The sequence below is a fragment of the Enterococcus sp. DIV0236 genome, from assembly GCF_050558525.1.
Taxonomy (GTDB): Bacteria; Bacillota; Bacilli; order Lactobacillales; family Enterococcaceae; genus Enterococcus; species Enterococcus faecalis.
In genome coordinates this window covers 715,050-727,322 of sequence record NZ_CP187891.1, presented here as the reverse complement: position 1 = coordinate 727,322, position 12,273 = coordinate 715,050, and the positions used below count along the sequence as shown (strand labels likewise).

16 protein-coding genes, 1 tRNA gene, 1 pseudogene and 1 other annotated feature are annotated in these 12,273 nt (G+C 33.6%); of the genes and pseudogenes, 7 read left to right on the top strand and 11 right to left on the bottom strand.

Features of this window, described 5'->3' with window-relative positions; translation table 11 throughout:
• Positions 1-35: 35 nt before the first annotated feature.
• The 4 genes from psiE to rplU form a co-directional block, all read right to left on the bottom strand.
• On the bottom strand, positions 36-488 hold the full coding sequence (gene psiE / locus IGK27_RS03530) for a phosphate-starvation-inducible protein PsiE (RefSeq protein ID WP_002355869.1): 453 nt from the start codon (positions 486-488) through the stop codon (positions 36-38).
• 199 nt (positions 489-687) lie between these two features.
• Positions 688-975 carry a 50S ribosomal protein L27 gene (gene rpmA, locus IGK27_RS03525; protein ID WP_002355868.1) on the bottom strand — a complete coding sequence of 96 codons (288 nt, stop codon included), beginning with the start codon at positions 973-975 and terminating at the stop codon, positions 688-690.
• Positions 976-987: 12 nt separating this feature from the next.
• Positions 988-1,332 carry a ribosomal-processing cysteine protease Prp gene (locus IGK27_RS03520; protein WP_002355867.1) on the bottom strand — a complete coding sequence of 115 codons (345 nt, stop codon included), beginning with the start codon at positions 1,330-1,332 and terminating at the stop codon, positions 988-990.
• 32 nt (positions 1,333-1,364) lie between these two features.
• Entirely contained in the window at positions 1,365-1,673 is a 309-nt protein-coding gene (rplU, locus tag IGK27_RS03515) for a 50S ribosomal protein L21 (RefSeq protein ID WP_002355866.1), read from the bottom strand.
• A 19-nt stretch (positions 1,674-1,692) separates the two neighbouring features.
• Positions 1,693-1,768: a sequence feature (ribosomal protein L21 leader region), on the bottom strand.
• 172 nt (positions 1,769-1,940) lie between these two features.
• On the opposite strand from rplU, the gene IGK27_RS03510 reads away from it, so the two are divergent.
• A tRNA-Arg gene (locus IGK27_RS03510) sits at positions 1,941-2,014 on the top strand.
• Positions 2,015-2,101: 87 nt separating this feature from the next.
• Here IGK27_RS03510 and IGK27_RS03505 read toward each other — a convergent pair.
• The 3 genes and pseudogenes from IGK27_RS03505 to IGK27_RS03495 all read right to left on the bottom strand — a co-directional run.
• A complete protein-coding gene (locus IGK27_RS03505; RefSeq protein ID WP_033626465.1) occupies positions 2,102-3,994 on the bottom strand; it encodes a TPM domain-containing protein in 1,893 nt (630 codons plus the stop codon).
• A gap of 241 nt (positions 3,995-4,235) precedes the next feature.
• Positions 4,236-4,667 carry a VOC family protein gene (locus tag IGK27_RS03500; protein WP_002370677.1) on the bottom strand — a complete coding sequence of 144 codons (432 nt, stop codon included), beginning with the start codon at positions 4,665-4,667 and terminating at the stop codon, positions 4,236-4,238.
• A gap of 144 nt (positions 4,668-4,811) precedes the next feature.
• Positions 4,812-5,012 (bottom strand): annotated as a pseudogene (locus IGK27_RS03495) (MerR family transcriptional regulator); the annotation flags it as partial.
• 353 nt (positions 5,013-5,365) lie between these two features.
• On the opposite strand from IGK27_RS03495, the gene IGK27_RS03490 reads away from it, so the two are divergent.
• From IGK27_RS03490 to IGK27_RS03470, 5 genes are all read left to right on the top strand, one after another.
• Positions 5,366-5,524 carry an epipeptide YydF family RiPP gene (locus IGK27_RS03490; RefSeq protein WP_308726315.1) on the top strand — a complete coding sequence of 53 codons (159 nt, stop codon included), beginning with the start codon at positions 5,366-5,368 and terminating at the stop codon, positions 5,522-5,524.
• 74 nt (positions 5,525-5,598) lie between these two features.
• Positions 5,599-6,567 (top strand): YydG family radical SAM peptide epimerase, encoded by a 969-nt coding sequence (locus IGK27_RS03485; RefSeq protein ID WP_002383387.1) that lies wholly within the window; start codon positions 5,599-5,601, stop codon positions 6,565-6,567.
• A complete protein-coding gene (locus tag IGK27_RS03480) occupies positions 6,551-7,303 on the top strand; it encodes a hypothetical protein (RefSeq protein WP_002378120.1) in 753 nt (250 codons plus the stop codon). The genes IGK27_RS03485 and IGK27_RS03480 overlap by 17 nt, the downstream gene beginning before the upstream one ends.
• 1 nt (position 7,304) lies before the next feature.
• The gene (locus IGK27_RS03475; protein WP_002385078.1) at positions 7,305-7,946 is read left to right on the top strand and encodes an ATP-binding cassette domain-containing protein; all 642 of its coding nucleotides are present in this window, start codon (positions 7,305-7,307) and stop codon (positions 7,944-7,946) included.
• Positions 7,947-7,983: 37 nt separating this feature from the next.
• Complete coding sequence (locus IGK27_RS03470) at positions 7,984-8,664, top strand: peptide ABC transporter permease (RefSeq protein ID WP_033626467.1); 681 nt, start codon at positions 7,984-7,986, stop codon at positions 8,662-8,664.
• A 153-nt stretch (positions 8,665-8,817) separates the two neighbouring features.
• On the opposite strand, the gene IGK27_RS03465 is transcribed toward IGK27_RS03470, so the two are convergent.
• From IGK27_RS03465 to IGK27_RS03455, 3 genes are read right to left on the bottom strand one after another with little or no spacing between them, the layout of a single operon-like run.
• A complete protein-coding gene (locus IGK27_RS03465; RefSeq protein WP_002363321.1) occupies positions 8,818-9,132 on the bottom strand; it encodes a nucleotide pyrophosphohydrolase in 315 nt (104 codons plus the stop codon).
• On the bottom strand, positions 9,125-9,424 hold the full coding sequence (locus tag IGK27_RS03460) for a hypothetical protein (RefSeq protein ID WP_002358867.1): 300 nt from the start codon (positions 9,422-9,424) through the stop codon (positions 9,125-9,127). Before IGK27_RS03460 ends, IGK27_RS03465 begins: the two co-directional genes overlap by 8 nt.
• Positions 9,405-10,367 carry a helix-turn-helix domain-containing protein gene (locus IGK27_RS03455; protein WP_033626464.1) on the bottom strand — a complete coding sequence of 321 codons (963 nt, stop codon included), beginning with the start codon at positions 10,365-10,367 and terminating at the stop codon, positions 9,405-9,407. Before IGK27_RS03455 ends, IGK27_RS03460 begins: the two co-directional genes overlap by 20 nt.
• Before the next feature lie 126 nt (positions 10,368-10,493).
• On the opposite strand from IGK27_RS03455, the gene proC reads away from it, so the two are divergent.
• On the top strand, positions 10,494-11,309 hold the full coding sequence (gene proC / locus IGK27_RS03450) for a pyrroline-5-carboxylate reductase (RefSeq protein ID WP_016614015.1): 816 nt from the start codon (positions 10,494-10,496) through the stop codon (positions 11,307-11,309).
• A 59-nt stretch (positions 11,310-11,368) separates the two neighbouring features.
• Here the strand turns inward: proC and mapP are convergent, their stop codons facing one another.
• On the bottom strand, positions 11,369-12,193 hold the full coding sequence (gene mapP / locus IGK27_RS03445) for a maltose 6'-phosphate phosphatase (protein ID WP_016614016.1): 825 nt from the start codon (positions 12,191-12,193) through the stop codon (positions 11,369-11,371).
• Positions 12,194-12,273 lie beyond the last annotated feature (80 nt).

Genomic DNA, 12,273 nt, shown 5'->3' with positions numbered 1-12,273 from the left:
AATTCTCACGTTGGACGGTCTTTGATTATGTTCGATTAATGATGAAAATCTTGCTCGTGATCTTCTTCTACTTTCGCTTTTCCTAGCGTATAAAATTTGCTGCCATTTAACCCGAGAATAAATAGCACAACCACTAGTAAAAGAATTGATAAAGATAACAATAAAGTCTGCAAGCCATCGCCATGTGCAACCATTAATTGACGTAAAATTGCGGTTAAACAAATTAAAATCAAATAACGAATCGGAATATGGTGTCCTTCTTGAATATAGCGAAGAATCATCATAATAAACTCAAATAACATAAAGAATGAAATAATTTCTTGCATGATAACTGAAAAATTATCCGGCGTCATTGGCTTCATGAGATATGTAGCGAGGTCAACTAAATAACTAGCCATAAATACTAATAAGAAAACTCCTAAAATCCCTAATACAATATCCAAAATCAAATTCACGTACTTCTTTACTACACTAAAATTCTTCTGCATAATACCCTTCTTTCTTTTGACTCAATTATTTTATAACAAGCTTGTTATTACATTAAATATATCATCAATTAACCTTGTCAGACAAGCAGTTAAACCCAATGTGAGATTTTTTTTATTTTGAGATGTTTCTTTATTTTCCGGCTAACCCTTTATGCAAGACAAAAAAAGCTGAATCCGCAGATTCAGCTTTTTAATCGTATTAGTTAGCTACTGGATAAACTGATACTTGTTTTTTGTCGCGGCCTTTACGTTCGAAACGTACCACACCATCAACTTTTGCAAATAACGTATCGTCGCCACCGATTCCAACGTTCACACCTGGATAAATTTTAGTTCCGCGTTGACGGTATAAAATTGAACCACCTGTAACTGTTTGGCCATCAGCACTTTTAGCGCCTAATCGTTTAGATTCAGAGTCACGGCCGTTTGATGTAGAACCGCCACCTTTTTTATGGGCAAATAATTGTAAATTCATAGTCAATAACATAGTCTGCACCTCCTATTTCTCAGTGATTGTTTTTATTTGAATAAATTCAGTATTTTCGTTCTCTATTGATTGTAAACCTAATAAAAGATTTTCTAATAGAATTTGGGCAATATTTTTTTGTTCCTGATTGACAGTTGTTAACATCTCGACATAAAGGTAGCCACCTTCTACATCATCAACTTCCACAATCGGTTCAAAACCTGCTAAGGCATCAATCCCATTGACTGTGCTGATTGCTAAGGCAGAAACTGCCGCGCAAACCACATCGCTGCCATAAGGACCCGCTTCAGCATGCCCGGTTAATTCGAATGAAACGATTCGGCCGGAGCCTGTTCGTTTAAAAGAACCTTTAATCATTGATAGGCCTTCTTTCCTGTCAACAAGAGAGATTAAGCGTTGATTGCTTCGATCATAACTTTTGTATATGGTTGACGGTGACCTTGTTTACGGTGAGAGTGTTTTTTAGGTTTGTATTGGAAAGTCACGACTTTCTTTTGTTTGCCGTGTTTTTCAACAGTTCCTTCAACAGTTGCGCCTGCAACAGTTGGCGCACCAACTTTTGTAGATTCGCCACCTACTAAGATAACTTCGTCAAAAACAACTTTCTCGCCAGCCTCAACGTTTAATTTTTCAACGTAGATTGCTTGACCTACTTCAACTTTCACTTGTTTACCACCAGTTTTGATAATTGCGTACATGCTATACAGCACCTCCTTCTTCTAGACTTAGACTCGCCATCCCAAGTGATGATTGCTCATGCTTAAAAACTTGTTCTGTGCGGTTGTAGCTGTGGAGACCACAATTACAACACTAACTATAATAACAGAACCAGAAAACCTCGTCAATATAAACTCTCTATTTTCTTCACTTTCTCTCTCCAAAAAAACTTCTTCTGTTATTTAAATTTCCGATTGACTTTCTAACACTACTTCCATTATAATTAGCTTTGTTGTGTTACAACTATTGTCATAGTAGCTCAGCAGGATAGAGCATCCGCCTTCTAAGCGGACGGTCGGGGGTTCGAATCCCTCCTGTGACGTAACGATAACAAAAGCGCCTCTTAGAAACCTTGGTTTCTAAGAGGCGCTTTTGTTATCCCAAGTTCATCCTAACCTAGTTTAACTTTCTACCAACTTGAAGTACCTCCACCTCCGCCAAAACTCCCACCTCCGAAACTGTCACCGGAGCCATCATCAGAAGAACCCTCGTTGCTTGTAACCCACCAATCATGACGATTCGCATACATACTGGTCTTTTTTAGTTGCCTGTCAGAACGTGAACTTGCTAGAAATTTAGCAATAGACACATTTCCATAAGCAAAACGCATATCATAGTATTCAGGATACGTAGTCTTAATAAATCTTATCGGGTAGAAGGATTTTGAAGCTTTTTTGTTGGTAATCTTTTTTTCTCTAATTTTTTTCCGCAATAATTTTTTTTCAATTTTATAGTGCTGGTTGTCTAAATCGTTTGCTAATTGTTTTAATGATTTTGATTTTTCTGAACTTACTTGCTGGATATCTTTTAAAAACCTACGGATCATAGAATCCAGGTGCAATCTATTTTGTAAGCCAACACCTATTGATTTTATATAACCAAATAAGAAAAAGACCGGAATCAAAAAATAGACCAGACTAACCATGGGTACTAAAGAGTCTTCGTCTTCTAAAAATGTCAGAATCTCTGTGATTAGTGTGAAAACTGTCGAAGGAAACGACTGCTCTGATAAACTAACTTGAACATAAATAATCAGAGTCACCGATACCAAAAAAGGATGTTTTAATAAAATCGAAAGAGGAAACAAAATAATTTTTAGGTAAGCAGGTATTAAGTTATCATTAATTCCACTAATCCGACACGCAGGCAATTTCGTTTCTGGAACTTTTTCCCAATACACTTCACCTATCCAAAAACACGGTAAATAGATCCATGGTTGATTCACCTTCCAAAAACAAGCACACATAGAAGAGCTTCTTAAATCTTTCCACTGTGCAACATAATTATAAATAAATTTCTTTGGTGTCACCTCGCCAAAGGCAAAATCCATATCATAGTATGCGGGAATTATTATCTCTTTTTTCGAATTTTCAGGATATAAAATATTTTTCTCCAAACGCGCCTTGGCAGCTTTAAATTCAACTGATTGTTCTCCTAAAACAATTGCCTTAGAGGAAATACCGCCATTATAAAACATAGCTACATCTTCCTTATAGCGATTTGCCATGTCAACTAGAGCCAAGCGGGCACTAAGTTCTTTCCCCGCATTACGTAATTCCCATAAAAAATACAACATAACAATAATAAAAACTATAATTAGCCAAGGCTTTAACGACCTTCCTATTCCTAATAAATATAACCAAATTTTCTGCAAAAAACTAACCTTAGGTAGCGAGGTCGTTTTGGACATAGTATCAGTAGTAAGTAGTTCCTTAATCCGAGTGGTGACAATATGTATTCCTGCATTAAAATCCTTTAATTTATAAAAATCTTTCACGGTACTATCTGTTATTTCATCGGTTAAACTATCTGGGATTATCTCTTCAAGCCCATAGCCTACTTCAAGTCTTGCTTGCCTGTCTTTGACAGCTACTAAGTAAATCACTCCATTATTATAAAGTTTATTTCCGATACCTAATTTATTACCTATTTGATTGGTAAAGCTTTCAATCGTTTCGTTTTCAGGAACTTGCTCAACTGTGATAACCATTAGTTGTGGTTTCGTTTCCGTCTTACTAAGTTCTTGATTAATTTTTTGTACATTATTAATGACTTCTTCGTTCAAAATTTGTGCATTATCTGAAACAAAAAGATGATTTTGATTAATTTTTACTACGACATCGTCTGTTGGAGCTGAATAAGTCCTTTCAAATCGTTTTAAGAAACTCATTCCCAAATAGATCCCTATTAAAAGAACAGCTAGATAAACTAAATTCTTCATTACAATACTTTTTACTTTTATTTTTCGATACTCCCCCACGCTCATTTGTAATTCTATCCCTACTTTATTTTTCCCATACACTGATTTTTTCTCCCTTCCACTCCTACCGAATGTTCTAGCTCTGATTTTCCACAGAGCTAAATAAATTTTTTTGTATTAAAAATTTATTTTCTTAATAGTTAGTATACCGAATATAGACGTTCAAATCTCTATCTTTTTAACTAATTTCTGTTAACACGCATAAAAAAGAACGTAACGCTTAGTTGACAAACGTTACGTTCTTTTCAGATAACTAGTTAAACAAACACAAGAATATTGATTTTTACAGCTCGTTTTCTAAAATCTCAATCCGCTCATCAAAACTCAACTCTTGATAGATTTGGTGGAGCATCCACATGTACCCATACGGATCAATAAACAATGAATTTTTGAGCGCTCCTTCCATCATTTCAGTAATAGGCTGTACTTCTTGACAACCGTTTTCCATTGCCAGTTGATGTGTCTCTTCAATATTTTCTACTGTTATATTAAACCAGATAGTATTGGGATGTTCTTGGGTTGGTGATTTTAAACCATATTCTTCATTGGCATCTAACATGTGAAACCTCGTGCCATAAAGTTGAAAAACCGCTTCATTCATTCCGATAGGGTATTCGGTTGCTTCCACTACCTCTATTTCAAACACCTTTTTATATAAGGCAAGCGCCTTAAGGCTATCACTAACAATAAAATCGATTTCTGTCCCTTTAATCATTTGTTTTTCCTCCTTCAAAGCTACTAACTGTTGATTAATTTTTTTAATCTTTTGCTCCTCCATTTGAATTAAATGTCGCGATTGATCTCGTTTTCTTAACAAAATAGTTTCCAAAAAAGAAGCATCCTTAAGTTTTCTCAAAGTTTCCGCCATCTCTTCAACTTTAAACCCTGAATCTCTTAACAGTAAAATTTGTTTCAATAAAGGAATTTGATGTGCGCTATAATAGCGATATCCTGTTTTTTTATCAATTTCATTTGGAACAAAAATTCCTGCTTTTTCATAATGACGCAACATCCGTGGGGAAATATCCATTAACTTGGCAAATTGCCCAATTTGATACATAGAGTCTCCTTTTCATTCAATTGATATTCTTATCATAAACCTTGACACCATGTGAAAGTCAATGAAAAAGTTTCTATACCATATATTCTATATATTTACACTAGCTATAACCGTAAATTAAACAAACTTATCATTTTGGAACTAAGATATTTGAAGTCTTCTTTTAAGCATTAATTTCTACTTCACCACTTATTATATTTTAATATCATTTTATATTTATGTTTTTTATATGAATTAATAAATATAAACTTAAAATATATAAATTAATAAATATATTTTTTAGAAAAACGGTTTAATCTCTATTTAAAAGTAAATTTACCTTTACATATCAAAAAAAATTTGCTAACATTTAAATACCACTTATATGGAATAATTATAAAGGAGATATTATTATGAAAGAATTGGAAATGAAAGAATTGGTTGAAAAATCTGAAAAATTAGCAAAAATCAATGACTTATGGTATTTTGTGAAATCCAAAGGTGGCGCTTGGATTGCTGGTTCAGGAAAGTAAATCCAGTGAGTGCTTTAACAAAATAAAACTGAACAGCTTTCTAAGTGAAAGCTGTTCAGTTTTATTAGATATTAATGAAAGAAGGTGTGAATCTTTTGTATGATAGTGTTGTTGTGAATTTAGGTGCAAGATGCAATGCTTCTTGCGAGCATTGCTGTTTCTCTTGTTCACCTACAAAAAAAGAAGCATTAGATAAAAACGAAGTGATCAACTTAGTAGAGAATTTTTCAAACAATCCAAAAATAAAAACTATCTCTTTTACTGGGGGAGAAATATTTTTAAATTATCCCTTTTTATATAACCTATTAAAAATAGTTAATTCCTCTGGAAAAATCAGTACTTTAATTTCTAACGGTTTTTGGGGAAGAGAAATTGAAACAGTAAAAAAATATTTTTTAGATATGAATAGAATGGGAGTTACGAACCTTTCAATAAGCCATGATGATTTTCACTCAAAATTTATTAAAACTGACTACATAAGAAATATTTTAATAGAAAGTAGAAAATATCCAGATATTCAAATTACTGTAAATATAGCTGTTAGTAAAAATAGTACAGGAGATAAAATAATCCACGATTTAGGAGAAGCTATTTTAGGAATACCTGTGACTAAATTCCCTTTAATTCCTGTAGGAGAAGCCAAAAATATAAATGATGATGAATTTCAAAATATTTATTCACTAAGTCATCCAAATCAACTAAAATGTCCAGGTTTTGAACCAGTCTATCATTTTAATGGTAATGTTTACCCTTGCTGTTCACCTGCTATTTTTGATACTGCACTAATTTTGAACGATGAATTATATCAGGAGTTTGATAAAACAATAACAAAAATGAACTCAAATTTGTTATTATATATCATGAGAAGAGAAGGTTTCAGTTGGTTCATCAATATAGTTTCAAATAATAATGAATTTTCTCATATAAAAATTAATAAAGAATTTTCATCTATCTGTAGTATTTGTCGTCAATTGTTTAAAACAGAAAATAACATTAAATTACTTACGCCATATATGAGGAAATATTATGAGCAAATGTTATAAATATACAGATGAAAAATATGAGGTTTTTGTTGAAAATTCCGTATTTATTAAAGATAAAGAAAAGAATGTATATTTAAAAAGCGAATTGAAAAATTTACCAAAAAGTATACAAGAATCACTAAACGAATATACTCCTAAGGTGACTGTAATCAAGTTCGCATCAATCATCACGTTCTTTATTTTTCTTCTTTTTATAAATGTGATTCTTTTAAACCATTCTGATACAAAAATACAATCAATATCTGCTAATCTACACCTTGCCTATATCTTCCTATTTTTCTATCTTTCTTTGAATATTTTTATACATGAATTAGGGCATATAAAATCTTTAAACTACATTGGAAAAAAACATCAAAAAATTGGATTTAAGATGAATTATTATATTTTTCCAGCAATCTATGTTGAAATGAATGAAATTTATCTTATTTCAAAAAATGAAAAAATAATAGTTCATTTAGCTGGATTAATTACAAATTATCTAACCATTAACTTTATTCAGGTCATCAATCTCTTATTTTTGAAAAATAAAATACTCGACAGTTCATTCATTTTTTTTTCATATGCGTTGTTATGGAATCTAGTTCCTGTGTTAAACTCTGATGGTTATAAAGTTTTAATCACGTTATTCAGTGTAGATGAATTAGAAAATAAAAGAAAAAATCACTTGATTGTAAAGCTAATACAAGCAATTAGTTTGTTATTGGTCATTGAAACAGTCATTAGTTGGTTTGTGTGAGGTGACTAAGTTGTTAGAACTAAATGATTACACATTGAAAATAAATAATAAATTACTTTTAGAACATACAAAAGTTTCATTTAGAAAAGGGGTGATTAATCATATCTTAGGGAAAAACGGTGTAGGGAAATCACAATTTGCTAAGGATTTATTGTTAAACCGGAGTGGTTTAATCCCTTCTGAAATAAGTAAAAATGTTACGATTATTTCAAGCTTTTCTAATGTCCCTAATGATTTAAAAGTCTGCGAATTATTTATTCTTCTAGAGAAAAGATTTGGTTTAGATTCAGTCGCACACTTGGCTCATTCTTTGCACGCTACAAATATTTCTAAAACTTCCTTAATTGGACAATTAAGTGATGGACAAAAACAAAAACTAAAATTACTTTCTTTTTTTCTGGAAGATAAATCAATTATTGTATTAGATGAAATTACCAACGCCTTAGATAAACAGACAATTAATGAAATCTATCTATTTCTACTTGCATATATAAAAAATCATCCTAAAAAAATTATTCTAAACATCACACACAATTTATCAGATTTAAAAAATTTAAAAGGCAACTATTACTTAATTGAAGATTTCAAAATGATTCGTTTTACTAATCAAACTGAAGTTATTCAGAAGTATATTGAGGGGTGAAATTTTGGAATTAAAAAAAACGATTTCCAACAAAATAATGATTATTTTAATTGCAATTATCGTTGCAATCTTTGCAATGGGATGGATTCTACCTATTGGCATCGATAAAGTAACTAGGTTAAGTTACCGAGAATACTTATTTAGTACATATACTGTATTTACACAATTTGGCTTTCTAATGTTTTCGTTTCTAGTCTCTTTCTTTATTAATAAAGAGTACTCAGGAAAAACAATTTTATTTTATCGTATGATGAATACCAATAGCCTTACTTTTTATATAAAAAAAGTTTTGACACTTACGGTAGAGACCCTAGGCAGTATTCTAGTTCTGTTATTTATCGTTTCCTTTATTTTTATGGATTTTTCTGTAATTCTGCAAATGTTTTTTTTATTATCGATGATTTCAATTCAGTATATTTTAATTGTTGCGTTGATCAGTTTTTTATCTGCTAACGTTCTTTTATCTATCGGTTCTAGCATACTCTATTGGATTACAACAGTACTTTTTGTTGCAATTGGTGGATTTTTACGTTTTTTTGCAATATTTGATGCTTCAAACGAATTATATCTAAACGTCCAGAATTTTTTAGAAGGCTCAGAAAACTCAATTAGTTTTGACCACAATTTATTGATTATCTTGTATATTATAGTTCTAACAGTCATTGCGCTGGCTATTGCAAGGGTAAATAATAAACGTTGGCTAAGACTAGGAGTATAAACGACACCCACTTCGCAGATAGGATTCATCTACTTATTCGAGACAATAGATTAAATCAAATACAACTAGTTGAAACTAAAAAAGTATCAATTTTGATACGCCCCAACTGATATTTTTCTAAACTTTGGGGCGTGTAATCAAAATACAAGCTTCTTAGTGTGGCACTGGATATTTCACCGCATTTTTCTTCAACTTTTCTTCGATAATTTCGTCCAAATCAAACCCTAAATTATCAGCCATCATGTAGGAGTAAATGAGAACATCAGCCAATTCTTCTTTGATTCGTTCTTCTTGTTTGATGCCTTCTTCTGCTGTTTTCCATTGAAAAAGTTCTAACAATTCTGCTGCTTCTAAACAAATTGAGAGCGCCAAATCTTTTTCATTATGGTGGGGGCGCCAATTTCTTTCATCACGAAATTGATTAATTTTTGCCATTGTATCCATCTGTTCCCCTGCTTTCTTATTCATTTGATGGCAACTGAAACCCATCGAACGTTTCACCATCATAGTATTTTAATAACTGTTCTGTAGACAATAATGAGGAGGTTATTTCTTCCTCTTCAACAACTGCTTGATTCTCTTCTCTATACAACAAATAAGCCTGTAAAAGCTGTTGGTAGAGTTTTTTTCGTGAAGAGGCTTCCGCTGAAAGAAACGTTAATTCTTTTAAGTGTCCGCGATAGACAGGCAAATCATCAACGAATTCGATTGGTAATTCTACTACAGTTAACTGAAATTCTTCAAAGACTTCTTCGTACATCTGCCATTCCCTCTTTCTGTCGATATTGTTTTGGGGTCATGCCCATTTCTTCTTTAAAACGTTTATAAAAAAAAGCTTTGTCTTGATAGCCGATTCGTTCAACAATTGTTTGAATCGATAAATCTGTTTGCTTCAAGTAGTTTTTCGCCAATTGGATTCGGTAGGCTAAGACAATTTCCGTAAACGTTTTGTTTGTTTTTTCTTTTAAAAAATTCGATAAGTAATTCGGATGAAAATGAAATTTAGCGGCGACTTCTGCTAAAGTGACACGCGCAATCTGTTGCTCAATATACGCTAAAATCACCTCAACACGTTGATGATTCGACAAATAATTATCTTGCATCTTTAAAGCTTCTCTAGGCAGTTGACCTAGTTCCACCACTAGCAAAACAAAGGCCGCTTTGGTCACTTTATTATTAAAATAGGCCATTTTCACAATTTGTTTCAGCAATAATAGCGAATAGACATGAACATCCGAATTTGGCTGGCTGGCAAAAACGAAATATCGAGGAATGTTTTCAAATTCACTGCTAGCAATTTCTGTAAAAAAACGATACATGACTGGTTCTTCCGCCAGCTGATTTAAGAGCGTATCAAGAAAATAGTGCTTTTTAAAATAAAATATAATCATAGACATTCCTTGCCCCTGATAGCTAACCGAGGTGGCCTCATTGACAATCATGACTTGGCCAGCCGAAAACGAACACCTTTGTTGATCCAAATAAGCATTGCCATCTTGCTCTAAACAATAGAGCATCCGAATAAATCCTTTCGGAACGTCAATTGTTTCCGAAGATGCCAACATAAAGCCCGCAATTTCTCGATGCGGATTTTCCTTAAATTGCGCTACTTCATTCTCAAGAGCATTGGTAGTGGTTAAATAACAATCTAAGGTCTCTAAAAACTGATAAAATGCTGCATATTGCTCTTCTTTGCTTGCCAATTAATCACCTCATAATCCAACACTTTTTACTTTACTCCCTCTATTTTTTTCTTTGGCGTTTCCTTCTATACTAGATACATGGTAACACGAAAAAAGAGATTCAACAGTTTTTAGGAGGAATTTTTTATGAAAATTAGTTTTATCGGTGCTGGAAATATGGCATCCGCTATTGCCAAAGGTGCGCTAAAAAAGCAATTTATTGCCGCAGAAAACCTTTATTTTTATGATATTCAAGTCGAAAAAACCGCCGCTTTTGCACAAGAAATTGGTGCACACGCGGTTGCTTCACCACAAGAAGCCATTGCAGTAGCTGACTTAGTTATTTTAGCGGTGAAACCGCAATTCGTTCAATCGGCTTTACTTGAAGCAAAAGAAGCAATTTTAGACAAGCAACCGTTAATTGTTTCCATTGCAGCAGGTACGACTATTGCAGAATTGTATCAACTGTTTGAGACTACCCAACCGCTTCGTCTTGTTCGTGTGATGCCCAATATGAATGCATTAATTGGCGCAGGTGCAGCAGCTGTCTGTGGTAACGCTTTTGCATCCCCTGAAGACATCCAGACTGTTTTATCGTTGTTTCGAGCAGTTGGCCAAGCCTGGGAATTAGAGGAACAGTATTTTTCAATTTTTACTGCTATTGCAGGTAGCACTCCTGCGTATGCTTTCTTATTTATTGATTCGATTGCCCGAGCAGCCGTTAAAAATGGTATGAACAAAGAGTTGGCCTTAGAAATTGCCACACAAGCTGTACTAGGCAGCGCTCAAACTTTGGCAAATAGCACAGAGAATCCTTGGACTTTAATCGACCAAGTCAGTTCTCCTGGTGGAACCACGGTTGCTGGGATTGTCGAATTAGAAAACAATGCGTTTATTTCAACAGTCATCAAAGGGATTGAGGCCACCATCCTTCGGGATCAAGAATTAGCCAAACAAGACTGATAAGAATAATTACATGAGCGAATAAATAAGAAAAAGCGCTGAAAATTCAGCGCTTTTTCTTATTTTAGTTGAATGAGTAAGCCAAAATGATCACTGACTATCGGTGTTTTCCTACCATCAAAAATTACTTCATATTTTCGTACGTGCCACTGTTTTGGAACAAATGCGTAGTCAATCCGCAAGGCTGCTTCATTTTCTTCCCAGCCATCTATTTTTTTCTCTACTGTCGCTTCACCGCTTGTCTCTCCCGCTACAACAAATGCATCTTGAATCGGCAAGTAACTATTTTCCACTAATTGATAGCCAGTTGTACCAGCTGGGTTGTTTAAATCGCCTAAAATGACTAACGGTTGTTGCCCCATCGCTAAGTATTTCTCTAGTTGTAGCCATTCATAGGCAAAACCTGTACAGGGTGTTTCCCACCAAGAAAAGTGACCAGAGACAACAGTAAGCGTACCTTTTGAACTCTCTGTCTCCGCTACTAAGATTTTTCTTGTTCGATAATTCGTTGGTTCTTGGCTTTCTGAAATAAGGAGAGCTTCACTAGTCAACGGACATTTCGAAAGTAGTGCGTTCCCTTCTTCATAAATAGCATAACCAATGTGGCTCATTTCCCAACTCCAATAATAGTGTTGGCCTTTTTCAGCTAGATATTGAACGATTAGATATGCAAAATTATCTTCATGGATTGGCGTTTGGGTCGCTATGGGACAAAAAGTAGTTAACTGTTCTAACGGCACTTTCTTGGAAGCGACTTTCTGATTCACTTCTTGTAAGGCAATTATTTCACTTTCAGAAGATAAAATCACCTTGGCAATCTCCTCTAATTTTTTTAATGGTTCTTCTTCTAACCAGCTATGAGTATTGATTGTTAAAAGATTCATCTTTTCCCCTTCTCTTACATGTGATTAGGTCTGTGAGTGGGACAAAAATCACTTTGGATTTTTGCTTCACGCGCAAAACC